The organism is Ruegeria sp. THAF57 (genome assembly GCF_903914075.1).
Lineage (GTDB): Bacteria > Pseudomonadota > Alphaproteobacteria > Rhodobacterales > Rhodobacteraceae > Ruegeria.
In genome coordinates this window covers 502370-526014 of the sequence record NZ_CAIWNQ010000001.1, presented here as the reverse complement: position 1 = coordinate 526014, position 23645 = coordinate 502370, and the positions used below count along the sequence as shown (strand labels likewise).

General features: G+C 58.0%; 27 protein-coding genes and 1 tRNA gene. 17 read left to right on the top strand and 11 right to left on the bottom strand.

From position 1 onward, the window contains the following. Positions 1-89: 89 nt before the first annotated feature. Both RUESEDTHA_RS02540 and RUESEDTHA_RS02535 read right to left on the bottom strand, forming a co-directional pair. A complete protein-coding gene (locus RUESEDTHA_RS02540; protein WP_180884082.1) occupies positions 90-1064 on the bottom strand; it encodes an isopenicillin N synthase family oxygenase in 975 nt (324 codons plus the stop codon). Further along, a complete protein-coding gene (locus RUESEDTHA_RS02535) occupies positions 1064-2428 on the bottom strand; it encodes an FAD-dependent oxidoreductase (RefSeq protein WP_180884080.1) in 1365 nt (454 codons plus the stop codon). The genes RUESEDTHA_RS02540 and RUESEDTHA_RS02535 overlap by 1 nt, the downstream gene beginning before the upstream one ends. Before the next feature lie 167 nt (positions 2429-2595). Here RUESEDTHA_RS02535 and proS point away from each other — a divergent pair, with 167 nt between their 5' ends. Beyond that, complete coding sequence (gene proS / locus RUESEDTHA_RS02530; RefSeq protein WP_180884078.1) at positions 2596-3936, top strand: proline--tRNA ligase; 1341 nt, start codon at positions 2596-2598, stop codon at positions 3934-3936. After that, complete coding sequence (locus RUESEDTHA_RS02525; protein WP_180884076.1) at positions 3920-4831, top strand: glycosyltransferase family 2 protein; 912 nt, start codon at positions 3920-3922, stop codon at positions 4829-4831. The genes proS and RUESEDTHA_RS02525 overlap by 17 nt, the downstream gene beginning before the upstream one ends. Here RUESEDTHA_RS02525 and RUESEDTHA_RS02520 read toward each other — a convergent pair. Further along, a complete protein-coding gene (locus RUESEDTHA_RS02520; RefSeq protein WP_180884074.1) occupies positions 4828-5190 on the bottom strand; it encodes a hypothetical protein in 363 nt (120 codons plus the stop codon). The genes RUESEDTHA_RS02525 and RUESEDTHA_RS02520 overlap by 4 nt on opposite strands. Positions 5191-5557: 367 nt before the next feature. Here RUESEDTHA_RS02520 and RUESEDTHA_RS02515 point away from each other — a divergent pair, with 367 nt between their 5' ends. Beyond that, positions 5558-6853 (top strand): lipoprotein-releasing ABC transporter permease subunit, encoded by a 1296-nt coding sequence (locus RUESEDTHA_RS02515; protein WP_180884072.1) that lies wholly within the window; start codon positions 5558-5560, stop codon positions 6851-6853. Further along, positions 6846-7532, top strand: coding sequence for an ABC transporter ATP-binding protein (locus tag RUESEDTHA_RS02510; protein ID WP_180884070.1), 687 nt, complete (start codon positions 6846-6848; stop codon positions 7530-7532). The genes RUESEDTHA_RS02515 and RUESEDTHA_RS02510 overlap by 8 nt, the downstream gene beginning before the upstream one ends. Here the strand turns inward: RUESEDTHA_RS02510 and RUESEDTHA_RS02505 are convergent. Continuing rightward, on the bottom strand, positions 7516-7953 hold the full coding sequence (locus tag RUESEDTHA_RS02505; RefSeq protein ID WP_180884068.1) for a DMT family transporter: 438 nt from the start codon (positions 7951-7953) through the stop codon (positions 7516-7518). The genes RUESEDTHA_RS02510 and RUESEDTHA_RS02505 overlap by 17 nt on opposite strands. A gap of 92 nt (positions 7954-8045) precedes the next feature. Between RUESEDTHA_RS02505 and RUESEDTHA_RS02500 the strand changes: the two genes are divergently transcribed. After that, positions 8046-8450 carry a c-type cytochrome gene (locus RUESEDTHA_RS02500; RefSeq protein WP_180884066.1) on the top strand — a complete coding sequence of 135 codons (405 nt, stop codon included), beginning with the start codon at positions 8046-8048 and terminating at the stop codon, positions 8448-8450. Between the two features lie 3 nt (positions 8451-8453). On the opposite strand, the gene RUESEDTHA_RS02495 is transcribed toward RUESEDTHA_RS02500, so the two are convergent. After that, positions 8454-9140 carry a hypothetical protein gene (locus tag RUESEDTHA_RS02495; RefSeq protein ID WP_180884064.1) on the bottom strand — a complete coding sequence of 229 codons (687 nt, stop codon included), beginning with the start codon at positions 9138-9140 and terminating at the stop codon, positions 8454-8456. A 41-nt stretch (positions 9141-9181) separates the two neighbouring features. Beyond that, positions 9182-9844 (bottom strand): DNA-3-methyladenine glycosylase I, encoded by a 663-nt coding sequence (locus RUESEDTHA_RS02490; protein WP_180884062.1) that lies wholly within the window; start codon positions 9842-9844, stop codon positions 9182-9184. Positions 9845-10235: 391 nt separating this feature from the next. Here RUESEDTHA_RS02490 and RUESEDTHA_RS02485 point away from each other — a divergent pair, with 391 nt between their 5' ends. From RUESEDTHA_RS02485 to RUESEDTHA_RS02455, 7 genes are all read left to right on the top strand, one after another. Continuing rightward, the gene (locus tag RUESEDTHA_RS02485) at positions 10236-11186 is read left to right on the top strand and encodes an ABC transporter substrate-binding protein (protein ID WP_180884060.1); all 951 of its coding nucleotides are present in this window, start codon (positions 10236-10238) and stop codon (positions 11184-11186) included. A gap of 10 nt (positions 11187-11196) precedes the next feature. Further along, entirely contained in the window at positions 11197-12246 is a 1050-nt protein-coding gene (locus RUESEDTHA_RS02480) for a glycine betaine/L-proline ABC transporter ATP-binding protein (protein ID WP_180884058.1), read from the top strand. Further along, complete coding sequence (locus RUESEDTHA_RS02475) at positions 12243-14303, top strand: proline/glycine betaine ABC transporter permease (RefSeq protein ID WP_180884056.1); 2061 nt, start codon at positions 12243-12245, stop codon at positions 14301-14303. Before RUESEDTHA_RS02480 ends, RUESEDTHA_RS02475 begins: the two co-directional genes overlap by 4 nt. A gap of 103 nt (positions 14304-14406) precedes the next feature. Further along, positions 14407-15072 (top strand): NnrU family protein, encoded by a 666-nt coding sequence (locus RUESEDTHA_RS02470; RefSeq protein WP_180884054.1) that lies wholly within the window; start codon positions 14407-14409, stop codon positions 15070-15072. A gap of 69 nt (positions 15073-15141) precedes the next feature. Continuing rightward, the gene (locus tag RUESEDTHA_RS02465) at positions 15142-15663 is read left to right on the top strand and encodes a DUF2478 domain-containing protein (RefSeq protein WP_180884052.1); all 522 of its coding nucleotides are present in this window, start codon (positions 15142-15144) and stop codon (positions 15661-15663) included. An 87-nt stretch (positions 15664-15750) separates the two neighbouring features. Continuing rightward, positions 15751-16998 carry a D-arabinono-1,4-lactone oxidase gene (locus tag RUESEDTHA_RS02460; protein ID WP_180884050.1) on the top strand — a complete coding sequence of 416 codons (1248 nt, stop codon included), beginning with the start codon at positions 15751-15753 and terminating at the stop codon, positions 16996-16998. Further along, complete coding sequence (locus tag RUESEDTHA_RS02455) at positions 16995-18116, top strand: alanine racemase (protein ID WP_180884048.1); 1122 nt, start codon at positions 16995-16997, stop codon at positions 18114-18116. Before RUESEDTHA_RS02460 ends, RUESEDTHA_RS02455 begins: the two co-directional genes overlap by 4 nt. A gap of 34 nt (positions 18117-18150) precedes the next feature. On the opposite strand, the gene RUESEDTHA_RS02450 is transcribed toward RUESEDTHA_RS02455, so the two are convergent. After that, positions 18151-18234: transfer RNA gene (locus RUESEDTHA_RS02450), tRNA-Tyr, on the bottom strand. 116 nt (positions 18235-18350) lie between these two features. Here RUESEDTHA_RS02450 and rlmB point away from each other — a divergent pair. From rlmB to RUESEDTHA_RS02430, 4 genes are all read left to right on the top strand, one after another. Then, positions 18351-19124, top strand: a complete 774-nt coding sequence (gene rlmB / locus RUESEDTHA_RS02445) for a 23S rRNA (guanosine(2251)-2'-O)-methyltransferase RlmB (RefSeq protein ID WP_180884046.1) — start codon at positions 18351-18353, stop codon at positions 19122-19124. Further along, positions 19105-19419 (top strand): hypothetical protein, encoded by a 315-nt coding sequence (locus RUESEDTHA_RS02440; protein WP_180884590.1) that lies wholly within the window; start codon positions 19105-19107, stop codon positions 19417-19419. The genes rlmB and RUESEDTHA_RS02440 overlap by 20 nt, the downstream gene beginning before the upstream one ends. 108 nt (positions 19420-19527) lie before the next feature. After that, positions 19528-19977 (top strand): YHS domain-containing (seleno)protein, encoded by a 450-nt coding sequence (locus tag RUESEDTHA_RS02435; protein WP_255431597.1) that lies wholly within the window; start codon positions 19528-19530, stop codon positions 19975-19977. 199 nt (positions 19978-20176) lie between these two features. Continuing rightward, positions 20177-20647: a CoA-binding protein gene (locus RUESEDTHA_RS02430; RefSeq protein ID WP_180884042.1), complete on the top strand. Its 471-nt coding sequence runs from the start codon at positions 20177-20179 to the stop codon at positions 20645-20647. 4 nt (positions 20648-20651) lie between these two features. On the opposite strand, the gene RUESEDTHA_RS02425 is transcribed toward RUESEDTHA_RS02430, so the two are convergent. The 3 genes from RUESEDTHA_RS02425 to hisF are packed head-to-tail and all read right to left on the bottom strand — an operon-like array spanning position 20652 to position 22354. Continuing rightward, on the bottom strand, positions 20652-21218 hold the full coding sequence (locus RUESEDTHA_RS02425) for a hypothetical protein (protein ID WP_180884040.1): 567 nt from the start codon (positions 21216-21218) through the stop codon (positions 20652-20654). A gap of 60 nt (positions 21219-21278) precedes the next feature. Beyond that, positions 21279-21596: a phosphoribosyl-ATP diphosphatase gene (locus RUESEDTHA_RS02420; RefSeq protein WP_180884038.1), complete on the bottom strand. Its 318-nt coding sequence runs from the start codon at positions 21594-21596 to the stop codon at positions 21279-21281. Continuing rightward, positions 21593-22354: an imidazole glycerol phosphate synthase subunit HisF gene (gene hisF / locus RUESEDTHA_RS02415; protein WP_180884036.1), complete on the bottom strand. Its 762-nt coding sequence runs from the start codon at positions 22352-22354 to the stop codon at positions 21593-21595. The genes RUESEDTHA_RS02420 and hisF overlap by 4 nt, the downstream gene beginning before the upstream one ends. A 118-nt stretch (positions 22355-22472) precedes the next feature. On the opposite strand from hisF, the gene RUESEDTHA_RS02410 reads away from it, so the two are divergent. Continuing rightward, positions 22473-22919: a DUF302 domain-containing protein gene (locus RUESEDTHA_RS02410; RefSeq protein ID WP_255431596.1), complete on the top strand. Its 447-nt coding sequence runs from the start codon at positions 22473-22475 to the stop codon at positions 22917-22919. A 1-nt stretch (position 22920) separates the two neighbouring features. Here RUESEDTHA_RS02410 and hisA read toward each other — a convergent pair whose 3' ends face one another. Continuing rightward, positions 22921-23640, bottom strand: coding sequence for a 1-(5-phosphoribosyl)-5-[(5-phosphoribosylamino)methylideneamino]imidazole-4-carboxamide isomerase (gene hisA / locus RUESEDTHA_RS02405; protein ID WP_180884034.1), 720 nt, complete (start codon positions 23638-23640; stop codon positions 22921-22923). Positions 23641-23645: the final 5 nt, after the last annotated feature.

Sequence of the window (23645 nt, the reverse complement as noted above, 5' to 3'; positions counted from 1 at the left end):
TCATCCCCTTTTTATCGGTTCTTGGACAAGTTATTGGCTTATGAACGCCCGTGATGCAAGCGTTTCATTTCTTTGGACTATTGGCGCGGTTAACCGCCTAGCGTGCCCAGTTCGGGCGTCTGATCGTGGGCTATTTCGTCGGGCCAGTTGGTGCGCCAGATTTCAGCAGACCAATGGCCACAATGGACCGAGGGACGATCAAAGCCGTCGACGGGGCGCAGCAAGGGTGAGACAACTACATCATGGCGTGGCACCGCGAAATAGGGGAACGAGTATCGCTCTTTTCCCGAGCGATTGACGACTCGGTGAGGCGTCGACTTGAGCCTGCCGCCTGACCACAGCTCCAGCATGTCGCCGATATTCACGATAAACCCATCCGGTGGGCAGTCCGGGGTGATCCATCCTCCGTCGCGGGTCTGCACCTCCAAGCCGCCGACCGGATCTGGCGCGATGATCGTCAAGGCGTCAGTATCCTTGTGCGGATGAATGCCATAACCGGCTTCGTCGGCGGCCTGTGGCGGATAGTGCAGCAGGGTCATATTGGTCATCGGAGTGTGAAATGCCTTGCCTAACACCTTGTCTTCCAACCCAAACCCGGCTTCCAGCGCGGACAGTAACACGTCAGTGACACCATCCAGTTGGGCCCAATAGTCCAGAATGATCCCGCGGGCTTCTGGCACTTCCCTGGGCCAGATGTTGGGGCCGTACAGACTGCAATCCGTCCGGACAGTTGCGTCAGGGGCAACGTCATAGTGCAGCTTATAGCCTTCGTATTTGTCGGCTTTACCCGTCCCGTCATTTGGGGTGAAAAACCCCATGGGGATATACCCCCTGTAATTCTCGCGCGTGATCGCCTGATCCCATTTCGAGGTTTCTTCGACAGCAAAGATTTCCCGAACACAGGCACGTACCGTCTTTACTGTTTCGGGCTCAATTCCAGTGCCGGTGATGGACAGAAAACCGATGCCGGTGCAGGCGTCGATGACTTGATCCACCTTTTGCCCATAAAGCGGGTGGTCCGGTTCAAACAGCGGCGCGATGTCTATCGTCGGGATGTGATCCATCAGTGAATCCTGACGCCCTGGCGGTCCAGTTCCTTGTGAACGGGGGCCAGGTTCATGTCGTGAACGTCCTGATTGCTTTTCAACGACAGCGCGGCGGCGATCCCCGCACCTTGCCCCATCACGGCGCAGCACGCCATATTGCGCGTGGCCGCATGTGCCACCTTGTCGGCCCCGTGCGAGCGCCCGGCAACCAAAAGCCCCTTGATGCCTTTGGGCAGCATCGAGCGATAGGGCACCTGCATATACCGCCCCGTGGTGGGCAGGATCAGGATCCCGTACCCGTCAATAAACTCGGGGTAGATGCCGATCGTATCCTCGAACCGACCCTGATGGCGGGCGTCATTCTCGGTCATGTTGTAAACTGCGTCGATCTTGCGCGTGTCGCGGATGCCGATGGTCATCCCGAAATTCCGCAGACGGGCGTTCTCGCACCCCGGCATGAAACGGCGCAGCGCTTCGATGGCCAGCATGGACTGACGCCGGCCTTCGATCTCACCCTTTGTGAGGCTGTCGGGGTCTGTGCCGTCGATTTCAGCCAGATGGATGAGGTTCATATAGGTCAGCTCACCCGTGTCGTGCATCGCGCCCCATGTGCCTGCGATCGTATTCAGGTGCGGCGGAATCATCCCCGCATCAATCGCCTGTTGGAAGGGTTTGTGAACAAAGGGCGAGAACATGTCGTCTTCTTTGCCCGAGGTCTCGATGTTCCACTCACCACCGCCACCCCAGTCTTTATAGGTCTGGGGATCGGCCTTTACGCCCTCCATAAACGCGCGTTTGTCGACACCGGCCAGATGGAACATGACCGAGGCCGCCATCATATCCTCGCGCGCGGTTTTGTGGGTGGGGGCGCCTGCGCGGTGGGCGACGTCGGCATCGCCGGTGGCGTCGATTACCACGCGCGCCAGAATCGCCTCGCGTCCGGCTTTGGATTCGGTGATGATGCCGGTGATCCGGTCGCCCTCCATGATGGGCGCAACGAACTGACGATGTAGCATGGGATGCACGCCTGCTTCTTCGACCAGTTTATCAGCCACCAGCTTGAACCCTTCGCTGTCCAGCTCATAGCTGAGAGATTGGCTTTCAGGCACCGCCGCGCCCATGTCCTTGGCACGGGTTTCGAACTCCATGCCGATACCGCCTGCCTCGACCGTTTGTTCATGGCGATACCAGGCGAACCCTTCGACCCCCACGGCGGTGATGTTGCCGCCCATACAGCCGAACCGGTCGACCAGCGACACTTCGGCCCCTGCGCGTGCGGCGGCCAGCGCAGCGGCAAGTCCAGCAGGGCCGGAACCCACAACCAGAACATCCGTCTGGTGAACAACAGGAATTTGGCGGGCGGGTTCCGAGATTGTCTGCATCGCGGCCTCTTGCTTTTACATTCCCGTCACATTTGAGGTTCCTGACTGGTGGGTCAATAAAAAATGCGACTGACCCGAGGTCGCAAAAACGCCAATGCGTGATTGCCCCCGGCGAGGCTTTGGCATAATCACCTTGCAGCGAAATTCTCACCTTTGAAGGTCACCCAATGCGCCTGAGCCGATACTTTCTGCCCGTTCTCAAGGAAAACCCCTCCGAGGCTCAGATCGTCAGCCACCGGCTGATGCTGCGCGCGGGGATGATCAAGCAGGCATCCGCCGGGATTTATTCGTGGCTGCCGCTGGGCTTCAAAGTGCTGCGCAAGCTGGAGAACATCATCCACGAAGAGCAGGCGCGCGCGGGTCACATCGCGATCCAGATGCCGATCATCCAATCGGCAGACCTGTGGCGCGAATCCGGGCGTTATGACGATTACGGTCAGGAAATGCTGCGGATGAAGGACCGGCATGATCGGGATATGTTGTTCACCCCCACCGCCGAGGAGTTGGTCACCGACATCTTTCGTGGTCACGTCAACAGCTATAAAGACCTGCCGCTGACCCTGTACCAAATTCAGTGGAAGTTCCGCGATGAAATCCGTCCGCGTTTCGGCGTGATGCGGGGGCGCGAGTTCTACATGAAGGACGGCTATAATTTCGACCTGACCAAAGAGGACGCGCTGCACGCTTATAACCGCCATCTGGTCAGCTATCTGCGCACCTATGAACGTATGGGCCTGCAAGCCATCCCGATGCGTGCGGACTCTGGCCCCATTGGCGGCGATGATACCCACGAATTCCTTGTGCTGGCCGATACCGGCGAATCCGAGGTCTTCTATGACAGCGCCGTAACCGACCTGAGTTTTGGTGATCGTCAGATCGACTATGACGACCGCGATCAATGTCAGGCCATTCTCGAGGAGTTCACCTCGAAATACGCGCGCACCGATGAAACTCACGACGAGGGGCTGTTCAACCAAGTACCGGAAGAGCGCCGCCGCGTGGCGCGCGGGATCGAAGTGGGGCAAATCTTCTATTTCGGCACCAAGTATTCCGAGGCGATGGGCGCAACGGTACAGGGTCCCGATGGCAAACCGACCCCCGTTCACATGGGCAGCCACGGCATCGGCGTCAGTCGCCTGATTGGCGCGATCATCGAAGCCAGCCATGACGACAAGGGCATCATCTGGCCCGAGGGCGTGACCCCGTTCCACTGTGGTATCGTCAACCTAAAACAGGGCGATGAAGAGGCGGATGCCGCTTGTGACAAACTCTACGCCGCGCTTACCGCTCTGGGGCTTGAGCCGCTTTATGATGACCGCAACGAACGGGCAGGGGGCAAGTTCGCGACTATGGACCTGATTGGTCTGCCGTGGCGCATCACCGTTGGCCCGCGCGGTTTGAAAAACGGTGTGGTTGAACTGACCTGCCGCCGAACCGGTGAAAGCGAAGAGCTTAGTCCAGAGGCTGCCGTTACGAAAGTTGCCGAAATCTATGAGCAATTCGCCTGAACAGCATCCCGGCTCGTTGATCTCGGTCGTTACTGTTACCAGAAACCTGATCGAAGCGGGGCGGGGTGACCAAGTCCTCGCCGCGCTCGACAGCGTGCAGGCGCAGACGTTCCGCAACGTTGAGCATGTGGTCTGGGACGGCCAGTCCACCGATGGCACGCAAGAGCTGCTTGAGGGCGCGATTCAAAAGATCGAAAACTCAGGCGATCCGATCCCGGTGCGGTATTTCTGTGAGACGGACAAAAGCCTTTATGATGCGATGAACCAAGCGGTTGCGCGTTGTACCGGGGAATATGTGCTGTTTCTGAATTCGGACGACTTGATCGCGGATGCAGACAGCCTGGCGAATGTCCAGAAAGCCATCGTGCCCGGGAAGCCTGATTTCGTTTATGGCGAAACGGTTTTCTTTGACGATGAAGGCAACCGGCGCCACGCGCGCCGACTGACACCAAAGTCCATTCTTCTACGCCTGCCATTCGGTCACAATGCGATGGTCCTGAAAAGATCTCTGTTTCTGGAAATGGGTGGACATGACCTGCAGTTTCAGATTGCTGCGGATTACGACATGGTTTTGCGGATGATTTTGTCCGGCCATTCTGGTCATCGGTTACAGATGCCGGTGTCTCTGTTTCGGATTGGTGGGGTATCTGCGGACACAGATGCCGCGGGTGCTGAAATGGCCGCGAGTTGGCTCAAGAACTATAGCCAGTTCTGCGATATGTCCCGATATACCGATGAAGATCGAGTGGGGTGGTACAAACAAGGCCATCTGCCGGTTCGGGTGTCCGGTGCGATATTGATGAATTCCCTGTCGAATCCAGCGATCGCACGCGCTGCGCTATACAGCCTGTCAAAGACACTAAGACGCAAAGCTCAATTCTGGCGCAGCTACTAGCCGCGCTGTGCGTCCGGCCGTTCAGAAAGAATGTCGCCATCCGCGCTGTTGTTGCCACGTGCAACGACAATCGGGCGTCCCAGACGTTTGACCAGTTCCTTGAACTCGAACCCAAGAAAACGAATCCCGCAGACACGTTCATCCGTCGTGCGATCTGTGATGCACATCCGCCCTTCGCGAAAGGCGAGGCGGTAACCTTTATCTCTTAGGATATCGGACAAACTTGCCCAGCTTGCCGCAGTGTCGAATATCGGGCGGATGGTTGCGCGCAATAGCGCAGCGGTTTCGCAATCCAACTCTGAAGATGCATTTCGGACCAATATCGGGTCCATCAATTCCGTACTACTCTTTACTAACATGAGCGTCTCCCGCTCTGAAAATGGTATCCCCCTTACATTCAGGGTGACAAAGTTTCTGAAAATAAGCAAAAGGCGAAATAAAGTTGCTTGATGAATGTTGCATTTCGAGTTCAGTCGTTCACGCAACTGCCACATTAGCTTCATAGCTGAAACAATTGCTGTCTGTCTGTGAAGGGCGTCACAACCAAGGGTGTAGGGAATGCCGCACCTCTCTCCTTTCGCCAGAGTGGGTGATCTGGCTTCGCGGGTGATTCGCGTTGGGTCAGAAGGTGCTGTTGCCCATCAGCGCCCACGTGGCGCATAACGAACTTGACCATCGGGTGAAATGCCGAAAGGGTCGCGCCAAGCAATAAGAACCGGAGCAGACATGGCCACGACGCCCCCGCCCTTTGCCCCCTTTGAATGGAAGATCGCCTGGCGGTACCTGCGCGCGCGGCGTGCAGAAGGTGGCGTAAGTGTCATGACGTGGATCTCGCTGATCGGGATCACACTGGCAGTCTTCGCTCTGATTGCGACATTGGCAGTGCGGTCTGGGTTCCGGTCTGAATTTGTGGGGACCATTCTGGGGGCTAATGCGCATGTCACGGTTTACTCGGCCGGAGAGTTGGATGCGCAGGGCCGCTTGGATCGCACCATCGCGGATTATACAGACATGGCTGGGCGTATTGCAGAGGTCCCCGGAGTGAACCGAGCCGCGCCTTTGGTCAAAGGACAGGTGTTGATCACCAACCGCGACCGCAGCAGCGGCGTCGAGGTATTTGGCATCCAGCCTGATGACCTGCTTGATCTGCCGGGTGTGGCCGAAAGTGAGCAGGCCGCCGGGGATCTTTCGCAATTTCAGAACGGCGAGGACGTGATCGCCATCGGATCAGGGGTGGCTCGCAGCATCGGCGCGACCGTTGGGGACACGGTCAAACTGACATCGCCCAACGGCGTGAAGACCGCGTTTGGTACGTCGCCGCGGGTCAATGCCTATCGCGTGGTCTATGTGTTCTCGGCGGGACGCTATGACATTGACCGCACACGGGTCTACATGCCGTTCGAACAGGCGCAGGGCTTTTTTAACCGCGAAGGCGTTGCTGACGAGATCGAAGTCATGGTGGACCAGCCCGAAGAGCTGGACCCGACCATTTATCTGATCTTGCAGGCCGCTGGAGAAAACAGCCGTATCTGGACGTGGCAGGACGCGTCGGGCGGGTTTCTGCGCGCGCTTGAAGTCGAGGACAACGTCATGTTCATCATCCTGTCGATCCTTGTGTTGATTGCCGCGATGAACATTGTGTCTGGGTTGATCATGCTGGTCAAAAACAAGGGTCGCGACATCGGAATTCTGCGAACAATCGGCCTGAGCGAAGGGTCGGTGCTCAGGGTGTTTTTTATCTGCGGGGCCTTTACGGGGATCATCGGCACCGGGATAGGTGTGGCCTTGGGGTGTTTGTTCGCGATCTATATCGATCCGATTTTCAGTTTTGTGAACTTTGTCATGGGCGGCGGGGTCTGGGATCCATCCATACGCGGGATCTACGCTTTGCCCGCCGAGTTGCACCTGGCCGACGTGTTAAAGGCGGTTGGATTGTCTCTGGGTCTGTCCTTTTTTGTCACCTATTTCCCGGCCCGTCGCGCGGCGCGGCTGAACCCGGTAGAGGCGCTGCGCTATGAGTGATGTCACGTTGCGGTTGGATGGTCTGACCAAGACCTACCTGAAAGGAACACCGGGCGAGGTGCAGGTTCTGCGCGGCGTTGATCTGGACCTGCGCACGGGTGAGGCGGTTGCGCTTGTCGCGCCGTCGGGCGCGGGCAAGTCGACCCTTTTACATATCGCCGGGCTGTTGGACACGCCTGATGCGGGGACGGTGGAAATAGCCGGGCAAAGCGTGACCGGAAAAGGCGACCGCACCCGTACTGCACTCAGGCGGCAGGATGTCGGGTTCGTCTATCAGTTTCATCATCTGTTGCCCGAGTTCACGGCGCTTGAGAACATTACCCTGCCGCAACTGGCCAATGGCGTTTCGGAAAAAGATGCTCAGAGAAGAGCGATGACCCTTCTGGATCGGGTCGGCGTTTCGGCACGCGCTCATCACCGTCCGGCGGCCTTGTCCGGGGGCGAGCAACAACGGGTGGCGTTTTGCCGTGCTTTGGCCAACAAACCCCGTGTTTTGCTGGCCGATGAGCCCACGGGCAATCTGGACCCCGAGACCTCGGATCAGGTGTTCGACGCGCTGATGGCGTTGGTGCGGGACGAAGGGCTTTCAGCCCTGATCGCGACACATAACATGGATCTTGCGGCGCGGATGGACCGCAAGCTGCGGCTGGACAGTGGTGTGCTTAAGCCAGTTGAGTAATTGCGACCCCGACCGCCATAACTGCGATGCCGCCCGCGCGAATCCAGGTCAAAGGTGCGACCTGCGCGCCAAACAGCCCAAAGTGGTCGATGGCGGCCGCGCTGATTAACTGCCCCACAAGCACGAAAAACACCGCGTTGCCAACGCCGAAATGTGGCGCGACATGGGTGATCGACAGGACGTAAAAGGCGATCAGGACGCCGCCCAGCAAAAGGTGTTTGGGGGCGTCAGTGACTTTGGACAATGCGCTGACACCGGGAAACAACAGCATCACCAAAGCGGATGACAGAAAGGCGATGGCAAACAGGATCACTGCGGCTGTGGTAGGTGAGCCGATCAGTTTTCCCAATGCCGCGTTCAGGGCCGCAAGGATTGGCACACCAATCCCGGCTGCCAGCATAATAGCTGCGTATTGTGTCATCGCCCGAACCCTCCTGCTTCGTTGATCTGGATCATTGCGCCAAGTGGGGCTTCGGGCAAGCCTGCAAATGTCAATCACGACAGGAGGATAGGATGACCAGACAGATACTCGGGGCTGTTTCTTTAGGGCTGATGGCGGTGGCCTCTCAGGCAGTCGCCCAGGACGTTGAGACCGGGGCCGAACTTTATCAACACTATTGCGCGACCTGCCACGGGATCGACGCAACTGGTCATGGGCCTATGGCCGGTGTTCTGGTTATTCAACCGACCGACCTGACCCAGCTTGCCGGTGACGGCGGTGTGTTCCCGACGGCCCGGGTTGTGGCCCGCATTGACGGGCGCGACCCTCTGGTCAGCCACGGCAGCCCTATGCCGGTATACGGGCCTTATTTTGACGGGCAGGATACCTCAATGAAAACGCCCGAAGGTCAGCCTATCCTGACCAGCCAGCCGATCGTTGATCTGGTCGCGTATCTTGAGACGATACAGGGTGGCTGATTATTAGCGGCAGATGCCTTCAACCTTTGCCTCGGACCAGGGGATAACCACGGCCCGTTCCCGTTCCTGCTGTGGCAATGGCGACAGGTCGAAATGCTGGCCCAGCATTTCGTGCAGCCGCATTGTACGCGGAGCGGTCGGGTCCAGCGCCCGGCAGCACACATATTCCTCGACAATCGCGCCCTGTTGTTCAAACCCGTAGGACAAAAAATCAGGCGAGGTATCCAGATCAAACAGGTATGGGTCCTTGTTGCCGCCATGCTCGGCCGCCGCCCGCAAGGGGTGATATCCCGTTGTCTTGCGGTTCTGCCACTGCCAGACATGGGTCAGTTCGTGGGCCAGAAGCATCGCGGCGATCAGGTTCATTTGTTCCGGAAAGTCAGACATATAGTCTTCCAGATACCATTCGCGTGTGAAGTAGACGCGATTGAACAGGGCAACGGCTGCGGGCTTCGCTGTAACGACACCTTCTTCGGCGGGGGGCAGAATACGTTCCCGGCAGGCAAGGCGCGGTCGCTTTTCGCGATAAAACGTAATCGGCGCGACCGGGGCGCCCTCGACAAGTCGCACGCTTTCAAGATTCAGCGTGTCGCCCTGAACAGCGCTGGCAAAGGCAACCTCCTGATCCGTCAGCGGCCGCCCACAGGAGGCAAACAGCAATAGAAACGTCATCAAAATAAGGCGCGTCATGTTCAAAGCCTAATGCGTTGCAATCGCTCTGTAACCCGTTTTCATACACTCATTGCCAAAACACGGCTGATTTCGGTTAGCGACCGACCCGATTGGTCCATCCAGACATTGAACGCATCCTGAACGGCAGTCATAGCTTTTTTGGACGTCGGAGCCTTGTCCACAACTCCTTCTGCAATCAGCCGGGCGGTCACGTCCTGCGAAAGGATGAAGCTGTCGCGCCCGGCAAACCGCATGGCGTATTGGGCAGAGGCCCCACCCAGGCGCGACCCGCGCTTGCCCAGCATCGTTAGCAATCCGATGAAATCTGTCGAAGGCCATCCGCCCAGCACCTTGCCTGCACCTCCTTCTTGCCGCAGTTCAAGAAGAAAGGCCGCATTGTCTCTGACGGTCGCGATTTTTGTACCGTTTCGCACGATTCGGGTGTCTTGCAGCAGCGAGTCGAACTTTTCGTCATCCATGAAAGCACAGCGCCCGACATCAAACCCATCAAAGGCCGCTTCAAAACCATCCCATTTGGCCTCAATGACTTTCCAGTTGAACCCAGCCTGAAATATGCACTTGGTAATGATCGCAAGCCAGCGGTCATCCGGAAGCGCAGCAAGTTCATCTATGGTTTTGGGTTTGCTGAGTTTTTGATCCAGCGCGTCGTGACCGCCATGCCGTTTGGCTGCTATGGAAAAGATCTCGTCGAAATGATGCATGAAAAACGCCCTCCGACCATAGGGTCGCGTTTAAGTGCTGGTGATGCAAGGCATGTACGGAAGATCAATTCCTGGGCGAGGGTCAGAAAATCACACATCAATTAAAAGAAATGCTCGACAAACTGTAGGATTTTGGTTTGTGATTGACTCGTCAATCAACTTCCCGCCTCGATGAATAGGGCGTAAACACAAGGGGTGGGGCACGGCGCATAGTGAAAGGCAGGGAATCAGGTGGGATTTCGATCATGGCGATCCGACCATGCATCAAACTGTTCACTTTCCTTTCCCAGCCAAATTTGTGCATGTTGCGACATGGTATTGTCATGCGACAAGCTTTCCGGCGCGTGATCGCGCCGGTCTGGGCAAAGAATAGAAGACAGGGAGAATGTCGATGAAAAAACTGAGTGTAAGCCTTTTGGCGATGACGGTAGCTGGATCTGCATACGCAGCCGATATGGGCGCTGTGGACGAACCGATCAAACTGGCGATCAATGAATGGACCGGTCAGCATGTCACGACACATGTTGCCGGTGAAATGCTCAAGGCTGCGGGCTATAACGTGGAATATGTGACTGCAGGCATGATGAACCAATTCCAGGCGTTGGCCGATGGTGACATCGATGCGACGCTGGAAATCTGGTCGTCGAATGTCTCGGATGAATATGCCAAGAAGGTCGAGGAAGGCACCGTCGTTGAAATCGGTGATCTGGGCCTCGATGCCAAGGAAGGCATTGCATATCCCGCGCACGTGGCCGAATTGTGCCCGGGGCTGCCTGCCTGGGAAGCCTTGAAAGATTGCGCACAGGTCTTTGCAACGGCGGAAACGCTGCCCGGCGGTCGACTGGTGGATTACCCAGCCGATTGGGGCACTCCCGGCGCGGACCGGATGACTGGCCTGGAGCTGCCGTTCAAAGCCGTTCCTGCCGGGTCTGAAGGCGCGTTGATTGCAGAACTGCGTGCCTCGACCGAGCGTAAATCGCCGTTGCTGATCACTTTCTGGCAGCCGCATTGGGCGATGTCGGCCTATGACGTGCAATTCGTCGAGCTGCCAGCAGGTGAAGAAGCATGCTTTAATGACCCATCCTGGGGGCCGAACCCGAACGCGGTAAACGACTGTGATTTCTCGCCCTCGCGCATCTTCAAGGCAAGCTGGAGCGGCATGGAAGACAAATGGCCTGCTGCTTATGAGATTCTGACCAACTATCAACTGGCGGTCGAAGACCAGCAGCCGATGATGGGCGCGATTGACGTCGACGGCGGTAAAGTCGAAGAGGTCGTCGCGACATGGATGGCCGAGAACGAAGGCAAGTGGCGTCCGGTCGTTGACGCAGCAACGCAGTGAGCCAGCCTAAGTGACTGACGCTAAAACGCCAGCCATCGCCTGCCAGAACCTCTGGCAGGTTTTTGGCCAAGGTGCTGACAAGGCCCTGACCGACGCGCTGTCTCGGTCAGGGAATGACGCCGACAAGGCCGCCTCGGATCTGAGGGAACAAGGCTTCATCCCCGCCGTGCAAGACGCCAATTTCGAGGTCAAAGAGGGCGAACTGTTCGTCATCATGGGCCTGTCGGGCTCAGGTAAATCGACGTTGATCCGCTGTATCTCGCAATTGTTGCCCGGTACGGGTGGCGAGATTCGCGTGGATGGCGAGAATGTCATGGGCGCGTCGAAAAAGGTGCTGACCGATCTGCGCCGCAAAAAGCTGGGCATGGTGTTCCAGCACTTTGGCCTGTTCCCGCATATGACTGTTGCCGAAAACGTGGCTTATCCGCTGCGCGTTCAGGGCGTCGGCAAAAAGGAACGTCTGGCCCGCGCGCAAGAGGTGATCTCGCTGGTGGGTCTGGAGGGGCGCGAAGACAGCTTCCCCCGGCAGCTTTCCGGTGGTCAGAGGCAACGTGTGGGCATTGCGCGGTCTTTGGCCGTGAACCCCGATATTTGGTTTCTGGACGAGCCGTTCTCGGCCCTCGACCCGTTGATCCGTCGCCAGTTGCAGGATGAGTTCCTGCGCATTCAGGCGACGTTGAAGAAATCCATCGTGTTCATCACCCACGACATCCAAGAGGCGCTGAAGCTGGCCGACCGCATCGCCATCATGCGCGATGGCAAGATCGTTCAGATCGGGACACCGACGGACATCGTTCTACGCCCGGTCGATGACTATGTGCGCGAATTTTCGAAAGATGTTGCCAAGGGTCAGCACGCCAAGGTCGCCTCGGTCATGCGTGATGATTCCGAGCGTGGCCCGGATGATCCCGGTCTGACCACCAGTATGACGCTGGACGCCGCGCTGGCCCATTGCATGGAGTTGTATGAACCGGTGCCTGTGCGTGATGAGGCGGGCAATATCGTTGGCACGGTACACCCGTCCGATCTGGCTGCGGCACTTCAGGTGGACGAGACATGACCGCGATGACCGACGTTCCCGCGCAGGCGCGTTTGACGGTCGGGGCCAAGGCCGCGCTGATAACCGCTGTGGTTGGCGCGCTGTGTCTTGCGCTTGAGGGCATTGCCCCGTGGCTGGTCAAATGGCCCACCGCGTGGGAGCTGCCCGCAACCCAGTGGGTCGGAGCCTTTCTTGATTGGTTCCTGAACGGCATCAAACCGGCGATGCGGTTGTTCTCGGACCTAATGACCTATCCGATGGATGCGGCCAATTTCGTGCTGGGGAATACCCCGTGGCCGATCCTGATCGGGCTTGTCACCGCGCTGGGCTGGTATCTGGGCGGGTTGCCCATGGCGGCGCTTGGATTTTTTGGCCTGACATTCGTACTTGCCTCGGGCTATTGGGCCGAGAGCATGAACACGCTGGCGCTGGTCGCTGTCTCAGTTCCCGTGGCGCTGGTTGCGGGCGGGGGGATCGGCATTCTGGCCAATGAAATCCCCCGCGTGAAAAGTTTTGTTCAGGCGGTGCTGGACGTCATGCAGACGGTGCCGACATTCGCCTATCTGACGCCTTTGCTTCTGCTCTTTGGCTTTGGCCCGGTGGTGGGGCTGATCGCCTCGGCCATCTACGCCGCTCCGCCGATGGCGCGCAATGTGATGCTGGGGCTGGAACGGGTCGAACCCGAGATCAAAGAAGCCGCTATCATGTCCGGCGGCACGCGGTTCCAGCAGCTGTTTCAGGTGGAAATCCCGGCGGCGGCAACGCAGATCATGGTCGGTGTGAACCAATGCCTGATGGCGGCGCTTTCGATGGTGATCATCGCGGCGGTAATCGGTGGCTTCAATGATATCGGCTGGGAGGTTCTGCTGACCATGCGCAAGGCGCAGTTCGGCGAATCCTTGATGGCCGGTCTGGTGATCGTGGTTTTTGCCGTCGTCATCGACCGGATGAGCGGGACGCTGGCGACCGAGCGCAAACGATATGACCAGCGTGTCGTCTGGGCGGTTCTGGGCTTTACCGTGCTGTTCACGGCCGCCTTCTGGCTGTGGCTGCCGAACCCGTCCGAGCTGACCCTGCTGGACCCGATGGCCGAGGCGATCGACAGTGGCCTGACCGCCTTTACGCAGGCCAACGGCCCGTGGCTGGATGCGCTCAAGAACAATTCTCTGTTCTACGTGCTGCTGCCGCTGCGGATTGGCTTGGATCAAGCGGTGCTGCCGTTCACATGGGGATTTCAGTGGACGCCGGGCATGAGCTATGGCCTGTTCATCGTTGCCGCCGTCATCGCCGCACTGATGGCATGGCGCGGGCATCTGACCGGAGGGTTGGTCGTGCTGATCCTGATCGGCATGTTGGAAACCGGCATCGCAAACCTGCCGTGGCCCTTCGTTCTGACCGGGGCGGCCGCGCTCAGCTATGTGGCGGGCGGCTGGCGGCTGGCGGTGCTGTCGGTGGGGCTGCTTTGCACCATCCTTGTCTCGGGGCTTTGGGAGCGCGCTTTGCTGTCGCTCTACCTCAGCGGTGCGGCGGTGTTTTCCTGCGCTGTGGTCGGCGGGCTGATCGGTCTGGCCAGCGCGGTCTGGACGCCGGTGTGGAAGGTCGTTCGACCCGTTTGCGACATGTTGCAGACAATTCCCCTGTTCGTGTTCCTGATCCCGGTGCTGATGGTGTTCCAGATCGGAGAGTTCTCGGCCTTCCTTGCGATCTGCGCCTACGCGATCGTGCCGATGATCCGCTACACGCGGCATGGGCTGGTCAACACGCCCGAGGAAATGATGGAGGCCGCGATCTCCAGCGGCGCGACCGAGTGGCAGATCATGCGCGATGTGCGTGCGCCCTATGCCGCTCCGACCATCCTTCTGGGGCTGAACCAGACCATCCTTTATGCCTTTGCGATGCTGGTGATTGCGGCGCTGATCGGCACCACCGGTCTGGGCCAGTCGATCTATCTGGCGCTGGGGCAGGCGGATGTCGGTCTGGGCATCTCGGCTGGTGCTGCAATGGCGATTCTGGCGCTGATCGCCGACCGCATGGTGCAGGGCTTTGCCGAAGAACGCCGCAAGGCGCTGGGCCTATAAAAAAGGGCAGGGGCAGCGCGACTGCCCCGCCCCGACTTGATTTTGGACAAGTTTCGCCCAGCCGCGCTGCCGTAAATCAGGTGCAGAACTTACGGAGTCTATGATGATGGGCTGGGGACCATTCTTTGCCGCGCTGATTGTATTTCTTCTGAGCCATATGATTCCAGCGCGGCCCGCTGTGCGCGGATACCTGATCTCATTGCTTGGTCGGCGGGGGTATTACAGCGCATATTCTGTCCTGTCTCTGGTGGTTCTCGTCTGGCTGATCGTCGCAGCCGCCCACGCGCCCTATGTTGAGGTCATTCCGCCACTCGCGATCCTGAGGTGGATTCCGCTATTGTGTATGCCCGTTGTGTGCTGGTTGGCTGTCAGTGGTGTGTCTGTGCAAAACCCGTTCTCTTTCGGTGGCTTGGGTCATCGTCCGTTTGATCCCGAGAACCCCGGCATATTGCGCACCACCCGCCATCCTGTTCTGGCCGCCCTGATGCTGTGGGCTGTGGCGCATCTGTTGGCCAATGGCAGCTTGTCACATGTGATCCTATTTGGTCTGTTCGCTGGGTTCGCAGCCATGGGGATGGCCGTGATTGACCGCCGCAAGTCTCGGGAGATGGGACCGGAATGGGTTCGTTTGTCGCGCAACACTGCGCGGCTGTCTCTGCTAGTCCCGCAGCCATGGCCACGTGCTTGGGTTTGGGTCGCGTCACTGGTGGCGTACCTGGTTCTGCTTGGCGCGCACGAGTCTGTGATCGGACTTTCACCGCTGCCATAATGCAAAGAGTGGTCCGAAGGCGACTTGCGTGCTATCTGGAATGTCACAGTTTTATCAAGGGGTCTTTGAATGTACCTGGCCTACGTAACCACGACAGAGCGTGGCGCAACCGATCGACTGCTTAGCGCGGCCGCTGAGCAGTTGCTAAAAACCGGTGCGCAGCTATCGGGTGTCGTGCAAACCAACACCGAATGCGCGGACAGCAGCAAATGCGACATGGATGTACGTGTTCTGCCCGCAGGCGAAACGATCCGCATTTCTCAGTCGCTGGGCGAACAGTCGCGCGGATGTCGTCTGGACCCCGCCGCACTAGAGCAGGCCGTGGGGTATGTCACTTCGTCACTGGCCGATGCACCTCAACTCTTGGTCGTGAACAAGTTCGGCAAACACGAAGCCGACGGGCGCGGTTTTCGCCCTGTTATCGCCGAGGCGCTTGCGTTGGACATTCCGGTTCTGGTCGGGGTGAACGGGTTGAACCGGGAAAAATTCGAAGCCTTCACCGATGGCGCAGCCGAACAGATCGCACCCGAGGTCGACGCGATCATTGAGTGGTTCGCCCGCGTAACAGCAGAGCGCGCGGCGGCCGCCTGATCTTACTTGCCGTTGGGTAACTTGCTGGAAACCTGACTTGTTTTGGGGCTGATGTGCTGCAATCCTTCAATTGGGAGGAGATTGCAGATGTGGACCAACTGGTCAGGTGGCCAAAGCTCAAGCGCACCCATATTGCGCCCTTCTACCCTTGCTGAAGTACAACACGCCGTCGCACAGCCAGACGGTATGCGCGTTGTTGGGGCGGGGCATTCCTTTACGCCGATCGTCGTTGGTGCGGATCGCATTCTGGATTTGTCCAATCTGAATTTACCGACATTGGGTCAGGTCAGCGAAGATCGTGTCTGGGTGAACGCCAACGCGCGTTTGCGCGATCTTTCTCCGGCGTTGGCCGATCACGGGTTGGCCTTTCGTAACCTTGGGGACATCAACGCGCAATCGCTGGCGGGTGCGGCTGCGACCGCAACACACGGAACCGGCCGGGAATTACCCTGCATTTCCGCCGAAATCACGGCGGCCAGTTTTGTCGGGGCATGCGGAGACATCCTGTCGACCGAGGATATCCCCCTTGAGATGGCTCAGGTCTCGCTTGGGTTACTTGGCGTACTGACCGACGCGCAAATCGCCGTAATTCCGAAGTTTAACTTACGTCGTCGTGTAACTTTGGCACCGCTTGAAGAAACGATTGCCAGCATGCACCGAAAATGGGCGGAGTTTCGGAATTTTGAGTTTTTTTACATTCCCTTCACCGGCAAGGCCGTGGAGATTCGCCATGAAATGACCGACGCGTCCGAGACCAAGGCCCCGCGCGATCTGGACATGATTGCGGTCAAGGTGCTGAAGCTGGCTAGAAACGCGGGACGCTACAGCAGCGGTTTGCGCAGTGCGCTACTCAAGCTGCTGACGCTGGCCCAGTCGGATGAGGATTATGTCGGCGAAAGCTGGCGCGTGCTGTGCAGTGATCGCCACATTCGGTTCAATGAGATGGAGTATCACCTGCCGCCCGATGTCGCCGGGGATGCGCTTCGGGAGGTGTTCACGCGTCTGCACCGTGACCATCCGGACATATATTTTCCGATTGAGGTCAGACAGACCGCTGGCGATACGGCCTGTATTTCACCGTTTCAGGGTGGCCCGCGTGTTTCGGTTGCGATCCATACCGACGCCGCCGAAGATCACACGCGTTACTTTGCCGATATCGAGCCAATTCTCCTTGAGGCCGGAGGGCGCCCGCATTGGGGTAAGATCCATAGTTTGACGTATAAAGAGCTTTCACGCCTGTATCCCGACTTCGACCGTTTCTGCGCGATGAGAGAGCAATTGGACCCAAACGGAAAGTTTCTTACGCCCGCTTTGAGCAAACTGTTCCGACCATGACGGCGGAATATTTGCAAAACTTGTCCGCAGCACTGCGTGACTATGGGGTAGATAAACCAGTGGCCGTCGTCGATCTTGATCGGCTCGACGCAAATTGCTCGCTGGCGGTTGGTTTGGTTGCTCCGGGCTTGGCAAGCCGTCTTGTGGCTAAATCCCTGCCTTGTCTGCCGCTGCTGGATCACATTCGGGCGAAGGTTCCGGCGTCAGGGCTCATGACCTTTTCCGAGCCCATGCTGTCGGCGCTGCTGGATGCAGAGCCTGATACCGACCATTTGATCGGTAAGCCTTTGCCAATCAGTTCGGCGGCACGTGTGCTGAAAAAGAACCCGACCGCGGCGGAACGCGTCCAATGGCTTATCGACACGGCTGAAAATCTGGATGCCTATCTGGGGTTGGCCCAAGCTCTCAATCTTCGGCTTCGTCTGTCGCTTGAAGTTGATATCGGCTTACACCGGGGCGGGTTGCGTCCTGAAGACATTCCTCAGATCGCGCAACGTATTGGCAGTCATCCTTATGCGACGTTGGCCGGGGTCATGGGGTATGAGGCGCATCTGGCCAAGCTGCCGCATGTTCTGAAATCCCGCGCCATGCGGTCCAGCGCAAACGCCTTCCAACGTGCGATAGCAGGGCTGCCAAATGCAGGTGAGGGGCTTTGCCTGAATACAGGGGGCAGCCTGACGTTCCAGTCCTATGCTGCTGGCAGCGCCGCAAATGAGGTCGCCTTTGGGTCCGTTCTGGTCAAGCCCACGGACTTTGACCACCCGACGACGGCAGCATTCCAACCAGCGGCCTTTATCGCCTCGCCAATCCTGAAGGTGATGCAGGGCAACGCGTTGCCGGGTTTGGACTTTCTGCCCAGACGGAAGACGGACTTGGCGATATTCGGCGGGCACTTTCTTGGGCAGCCCGTGTCTCCAGACGGTTTTTCCTACTCGTCGATTTTCGGCCGATCAAGCAATCAGGAAGTATGGACCGGTCCCTTGGATTCCAGCGTGAAACCCGGGGACATCGCCCTATTGCGACCAACGCAAAGCGAGGCGGTACTGAACCAGTTCGGGCCGCTTTTGGTTTTGAAAGGAGGGCAGGTGGTGGATGAATGGCAATGCCTGCCGAATTAACGGCCTGTTGAACTTTCCCGCCATCTGAAGAAGATGGTGGGCGACCCTGGAATCGAACCAGGCGTGCGTCTCCGCGAGGGAGTTACAGTCCCCTGCCACACCTTGCGGCCTGTCGCCCACTGTCAGGCGTTGCACCTGACGTGGAGGCGTGATTACTAGCGCCTTAAAGGAGCGTCAACAGGAAAATATCGCTTTGACGCAGGAAACCGATTTCCCGGCCCGGAGGCCCAAGAAATGAAGAAACCCAAGTGGGTCGTTGAAAAGGAGCAGGCGCGCAAAGCTGCGGCGTCGGAAACCGTCTGGCTGTTTGGTCTACACGCTGTGCGCGACGCCCTAATGAACCCGGATAGGCAGAAACTGCGCTTGATTGTGACCCGAAACGCGCGGGACAAGCTGACCGAAGCCATTGAGTTTGCAGGGATTGAGCCCGAGATGGTCGATCCACGCAAATTCACCGCCCCGATTGATCCGGGGTCTGTGCATCAAGGCGCGGCGTTGGAAGTGAAGCCTTTGGACTGGGGTGGGCTGGCCGAGAACTGTATCGGGCGCGAGCACCCGCGTGTGATCCTATTGGACCGCGTTACAGACCCGCACAACGTCGGTGCGATTCTACGCTCGGCCGAAGTGCTGGGGGCTAGCGCAGTTATCGGAACGCGCCATCATTCGGCGCCGGAAACGGGGGCATTGGCAAAAACTGCAAGTGGGGCGCTGGAAAGGCAGCCGTACCTTCGTGTTCGCAATCTGGCCGACGCAATAGTCGAGTTGCAGGGCATGGGCTTTTTGGTGCTGGGGCTGGACGGCGAAGCGGACCTTACGATCGAGGCCACTTTGGACGGCAAACTGGATCAACCGGTGGCGTTGGTGCTTGGCGCCGAAGGGCCGGGTTTGCGCCAGAAGACCAAGGAAACCGTTGATCATCTGGTGAAAATCGACGCAGCGGGTGGGTTTGGGTCCTTGAACGTCTCAAATGCGGCTGCGATTGCCCTATATGCCTCAAGGCACAGATAAACAGGAGAGCACCATTTCCACGCCCTCAAAAATCGCCACCTGCTGCTATTGTGGAACCCGCGCGGCGCTGGTTCTAAAAGGAAAGCAGCGTCATGAGCTAAGTTGTTCAAGCTGCGGCGCACCTCTGCACGACCTGAAAATGGTGCCCAAGCGCAAACTTTCGGACACCAAGCCGGTTCGCAGTGCCGCGAAAAACCAGCACCCGTACAAGAACAAGAAGAAAAAAAGGAAAAAGGGTTTGTTTTCGCGCGTTCTGGATGAAGCCTGGGACGTGGTTGAAGATATCTTTGATTGAGGGGACGTATTCGCATCTCAGGCGATCACAACCTCGTTAATGGGGGTTTCGGATGTGTCAAAAAATTGCAAATTGATACACTGAACCTCAAACCATGACTTGGTGATTATGAACCGACGTTTCCTACTTGGCGCGATGGCCGCCACCGTGTTTGCTCCGGCGGCGTTTGCCCAGGACATGCCCGTCTTTTTTCAGACGGACGGGGCAGTTATGGCCGGGTATGATGCGGTTTCGTATTTCACCGAAGACACCCCGCGCCTTGGGCTTCCTGAATTTTCGGTAAAGTGGAAGGGTGCCGAATGGCACTTTGCCTCGGCCGAGAATCGCGATGCTTTCGAGATGAACCCACGGGCCTATGCGCCGCAGTTCGGCGGATACTGCGCATATGCCATGGCGATGGGAGAGTTGGTGAGTACAGACCCCAAGCTTTGGACAGTGATTGACGGACGACTGTACCTGACGCACTCACCGGGGATCGAGCAAGTATGGAACACCGACACCGCAGAATACATCCGCATGGCCGAAGCACATTGGCCCACCGCCCTGTACGAGCAATAGGCGGGTTTCCGCTTTTTGTGATCTGTCATCACAAAATCGCGCACCCCCTCTTTTTTTCTCTCAACTTATGCCTAAATGTCACAGTGACCGCGGAACGGAACTGCCGCGGGTCATTTCACTGTCCCTCGTTCCAACAACTTGCGCTCAGGTTTTTACCTGGGCGCTTTTTTATTCTGTATGGTCCGAATAGGGTGGGCGCATGACCGAATACTCTGATGCGTTTCTTAAAGACATCCTCCAGCGAACCAAGTCGATTGCCGTTGTTGGTGTTTCGATGAATCCGGTGCGGCCAAGTTACTATGTGGCGCGTTACCTTTCGCTCAAGGGGTACACCGTTATTCCTGTGAATCCGGGCCATGCAGGCAAGGAACTGTTTGGTCAAACAGTGCGGGCTTCGCTGTCTGATATTCCAGAGCAGGTGGATATGGTGGATATCTTCCGGCGCTCAGAAGCAGTTCCGCCAATCGTTGATGATGCGCTTGGGGCGTTTCCTGGTCTACGCACAATCTGGATGCAGATCGGCGTGGAAAATGACAATGCCGCCGCCGTAGCCGAAGCACGTGGTGTTGATGTTGTGATGAATCGTTGCCCGAAAATCGAATATCAACGCCTATTCGGAGAGCTGCGCATGGGCGGCTTCGCGACCGGGCTCATATCGTCCAAGCTTTGAAAGTTCAGGTGCCGGGCAGGGGCTTAAGTCGTGCGACCTGCTCTAGCCGCCGTTTTTCCAAAACAATTTCGCGCGGTACCCATTCGTATTTCGTATCTTCCGGCAACGGAGACCAGAATAAGGTGCCACCATATCGCCAAGGGTCCAGTACGACGCCATCGTACATAGTTTCCCCTTTGCGGCTGATGATGGCGGTACTGTGGTCGATGCGGAACGGATTGTCCGCATTGGCGATGGCGCGATGCATCTCCAGCGTTTGAAAGCCTTCCTGATCCAGCCGCCGCTCGATGTCTTCGGCCCAATGCCAGCACAACCCCCGGGGGCGCAAACCCTTGTTGACCTTGGCGTTGTGAATCAGTGGGGGATCGGTGATTTCGTATTCCTGTGCTAACTGCGCGGTATAGGAATAAGCGATGCGCGCCGCGCGGTCTGCTTCTTCGGGGTCGATATCCGGGCCAAGGCTGCGAATTTCGGCCGCAAGCCGTTGAACCTCGTCTCCGGTTGACGACGGTGCGACTGAGCAGGCACCCAGTATTGCAAGCGCAAATACAAACGCCAAAGCTTTGATCATATCCGCGCCTTCAATCCGTGAACCTTGCCGAACCACACTACGAGATTGCGAGGGCAGGCGTCACCCCTTTGGTCGCGCTGCCTTTTCTTCCAGACCGCTGGCGCCTTGGCGCCGCGCCAGCTCATCAAGCACATCGTCCAAAGCGACGTCACGCGCGGCCAGCATTACGAGAAGATGATACAACACATCCGCAGCCTCGGAGGTCAGCTTTGCCTGATCACCTTTGACAGCCTCGATAATTGCTTCGATGGCCTCTTCTCCGAACTTCTCGGCACATTTTTCCGGGCCTTTGGCCAGCAGCTTGGCGGTCCAACTGCTGTCTGGATCAGCCTTTTTGCGGGTCTCAATGGTTGCGGCCAGATCTTGCAGGATGCTCATGTCAGCCTCATCGGTATGCCTGCGGCGGCCATATGCTCTTTGGCCTCGCGGATCGTGTATTCGCCGAAATGAAAGATCGAGGCGGCAAGAACAGCACTTGCGCCACCTTCGGTCACGCCTTCGACCAGATGGTCAAGATTGCCAACACCACCAGAAGCGATAACCGGAACGTCTACGGCGTCGGAAATGGCGCGGGTCAGAGGCAGGTTGAACCCAGCTTTCGTGCCGTCGCGGTCCATCGAAGTCAGCAGGATTTCCCCGGCACCCTTGGCGACTACGGTTCTCGCGAATTCAACTGCGTCGATACCTGTGGGCTTGCGCCCGCCATGGGTGAATATCTCCCACTTTCCGGGGCTGACAGTTTTGGCGTCGATCGCGCAGACGATGCACTGGCTGCCAAACTGATCCGCCGATTCCGCGATCACATCCGGGTTCGCCACAGCCGCCGAGTTGAAGCTGACCTTGTCAGCACCGGCCAGCAGCAGGGCGCGCACGTCTTCTTTGGTGCGCACACCGCCGCCCACGGTCAGAGGCACAAAACACTGTTCGGCAGTCCGTTGGACCACATCGAACATGGTGCCTCGGTTTTCATGGGTGGCGTGGATGTCGAGAAAACAGATCTCGTCAGCTCCGGCTGCGTCATAAGCTTTTGCCGACTCCACCGGATCGCCCGCATCACGCAGGCCAACAAAATTGACGCCCTTGACCACCCGGCCATCGGCGACATCCAGACAGGGAATGATGCGGGTTTTTAGCATGTGGTATCCTCTATAGTCGGCACCTCTAACGGCAAAGCCCCGCCGATGCCAGACTTGTGATTGCCGCACGGCGCAAAGCTGTGAAAACTGGGGTGAAATTCAACAAAGGAATTCCGATATGCACAAACTGATACTGGCAACGTTTCTGATTTTCGGAGGTGCTCTGTCCGCTATGGCTGACGATATTATCAAAATCCCTACAGACAAATCTGTCGCTGAAGCACTGGATGCGCTCGAGGCAGCCGTCGGCAATGCGGGTGCAACTGTATTCGCCCGGGTCGACCATGCAGCCGGTGCCGAAAAAGTTGGTACCCCGATTCCCGCCAATCAGGTTCTGATCTTTGGCAACCCTGCGTTGGGCACACCCGCGATGCAAATCGACCCAAGGGCCGGACTGTTCCTGCCGTTGAAGGTTCAAGCCTATCAAGACGCTGATGGTCAGGTTTGGCTGGCCTACGAAGACCCGAAAGAGACGATGGACGAGCTGGACGAGGTCGAGGATTCGCCGGTTATCGACAAAATGCGCGGCGCATTGGCCAAGTTGACCGCTGCGGCTGCGCAATAGCCTAGTTCAGGGCGCGGATGGCTTCGGCCAGATCAATCGCGCCGTCGTAGAGTGCGCGCCCTGAAATCGCGCCGTCCAGTTCCACGCCGCAATCACGCAGAGCGATCAGATCGTCCAAAGAACTGACGCCGCCTGACGCGATCACTGGAATTGACACGGCCCGGGCAAGGTCGGCAGTTGCCTCGATATTGGGGCCCTGCATGGCTCCGTCCCGGTTGATATCGGTATAGATGATGGCCGCGACGCCGGCGTCCTCGAAGCTGCGGGCAAGATCGGTAACTTGCACGTCCGTTTCTTTGGCCCAGCCTTTGGTGGCAACCATGCCGTTGCGGGCATCGATGCCCACGGCGACCTTGCCGGGGAATTCACGCGCCGCCTCGCGCACCAGGTCCGGGTTTTCCACTGCCACAGTGCCCAGAATAACCCGCGCCAGTCCTTTGCTGATCCATGTTTCGATGGTGGCCATGTCGCGGATGCCGCCGCCCAGTTGTGCGGGTACGTTGCAGGCCGCCAGAATCGCCTCGACCGGTGCAGCATTGACAGGCTCGCCCGCGAAGGCACCGTTCAGATCAACCAGATGCAGCCAGTCACACCCGGCATCAACAAAGGCTTTGGCCTGCGCCGCAGGGTCTTCGTTGAACACGGTTGCCTTGTCCATTTCACCGCGCAGCAGGCGCACGGCCTGGCCGTCTTTGAGGTCGATAGCGGGGTAGAGGATCATTTTGG

Excerpts from the sequence above, each read along its gene's own strand:
- rlmB (WP_180884046.1), top strand. The coding sequence starts at position 18,351 with ATGAAGAAACCCAAGTGGGTCGTTGAAAAGGAGCAGGCGCGCAAAGCT.
- RUESEDTHA_RS02485 (WP_180884060.1), top strand. The coding sequence starts at position 10,236 with ATGAAAAAACTGAGTGTAAGCCTTTTGGCGATGACGGTAGCTGGATCT.
- RUESEDTHA_RS02420 (WP_180884038.1), bottom strand. The coding sequence starts at position 21,596 with ATGAGCATCCTGCAAGATCTGGCCGCAACCATTGAGACCCGCAAAAAG.
- RUESEDTHA_RS02470 (WP_180884054.1), top strand. The coding sequence starts at position 14,407 with ATGATGGGCTGGGGACCATTCTTTGCCGCGCTGATTGTATTTCTTCTG.
- RUESEDTHA_RS02500 (WP_180884066.1), top strand. The coding sequence starts at position 8,046 with ATGACCAGACAGATACTCGGGGCTGTTTCTTTAGGGCTGATGGCGGTG.
- RUESEDTHA_RS02510 (WP_180884070.1), top strand. The coding sequence starts at position 6,846 with ATGAGTGATGTCACGTTGCGGTTGGATGGTCTGACCAAGACCTACCTG.
- RUESEDTHA_RS02495 (WP_180884064.1), bottom strand. The coding sequence starts at position 9,140 with ATGACGCGCCTTATTTTGATGACGTTTCTATTGCTGTTTGCCTCCTGT.
- RUESEDTHA_RS02505 (WP_180884068.1), bottom strand. The coding sequence starts at position 7,953 with ATGACACAATACGCAGCTATTATGCTGGCAGCCGGGATTGGTGTGCCA.
- RUESEDTHA_RS02455 (WP_180884048.1), top strand. The coding sequence starts at position 16,995 with ATGACGGCGGAATATTTGCAAAACTTGTCCGCAGCACTGCGTGACTAT.
- RUESEDTHA_RS02430 (WP_180884042.1), top strand. The coding sequence starts at position 20,177 with ATGACCGAATACTCTGATGCGTTTCTTAAAGACATCCTCCAGCGAACC.
- RUESEDTHA_RS02515 (WP_180884072.1), top strand. The coding sequence starts at position 5,558 with ATGGCCACGACGCCCCCGCCCTTTGCCCCCTTTGAATGGAAGATCGCC.
- proS (WP_180884078.1), top strand. The coding sequence starts at position 2,596 with ATGCGCCTGAGCCGATACTTTCTGCCCGTTCTCAAGGAAAACCCCTCC.
- RUESEDTHA_RS02535 (WP_180884080.1), bottom strand. The coding sequence starts at position 2,428 with ATGCAGACAATCTCGGAACCCGCCCGCCAAATTCCTGTTGTTCACCAG.
- hisA (WP_180884034.1), bottom strand. The coding sequence starts at position 23,640 with ATGATCCTCTACCCCGCTATCGACCTCAAAGACGGCCAGGCCGTGCGC.
- hisF (WP_180884036.1), bottom strand. The coding sequence starts at position 22,354 with ATGCTAAAAACCCGCATCATTCCCTGTCTGGATGTCGCCGATGGCCGG.
- RUESEDTHA_RS02475 (WP_180884056.1), top strand. The coding sequence starts at position 12,243 with ATGACCGCGATGACCGACGTTCCCGCGCAGGCGCGTTTGACGGTCGGG.
- RUESEDTHA_RS02525 (WP_180884076.1), top strand. The coding sequence starts at position 3,920 with ATGAGCAATTCGCCTGAACAGCATCCCGGCTCGTTGATCTCGGTCGTT.
- RUESEDTHA_RS02465 (WP_180884052.1), top strand. The coding sequence starts at position 15,142 with ATGTACCTGGCCTACGTAACCACGACAGAGCGTGGCGCAACCGATCGA.
- RUESEDTHA_RS02410 (WP_255431596.1), top strand. The coding sequence starts at position 22,473 with ATGCACAAACTGATACTGGCAACGTTTCTGATTTTCGGAGGTGCTCTG.
- RUESEDTHA_RS02460 (WP_180884050.1), top strand. The coding sequence starts at position 15,751 with ATGTGGACCAACTGGTCAGGTGGCCAAAGCTCAAGCGCACCCATATTG.
- RUESEDTHA_RS02425 (WP_180884040.1), bottom strand. The coding sequence starts at position 21,218 with ATGATCAAAGCTTTGGCGTTTGTATTTGCGCTTGCAATACTGGGTGCC.
- RUESEDTHA_RS02520 (WP_180884074.1), bottom strand. The coding sequence starts at position 5,190 with ATGTTAGTAAAGAGTAGTACGGAATTGATGGACCCGATATTGGTCCGA.
- RUESEDTHA_RS02435 (WP_255431597.1), top strand. The coding sequence starts at position 19,528 with ATGAACCGACGTTTCCTACTTGGCGCGATGGCCGCCACCGTGTTTGCT.
- RUESEDTHA_RS02490 (WP_180884062.1), bottom strand. The coding sequence starts at position 9,844 with ATGCATCATTTCGACGAGATCTTTTCCATAGCAGCCAAACGGCATGGC.
- RUESEDTHA_RS02540 (WP_180884082.1), bottom strand. The coding sequence starts at position 1,064 with ATGGATCACATCCCGACGATAGACATCGCGCCGCTGTTTGAACCGGAC.
- RUESEDTHA_RS02440 (WP_180884590.1), top strand. The coding sequence starts at position 19,105 with ATGCCTCAAGGCACAGATAAACAGGAGAGCACCATTTCCACGCCCTCA.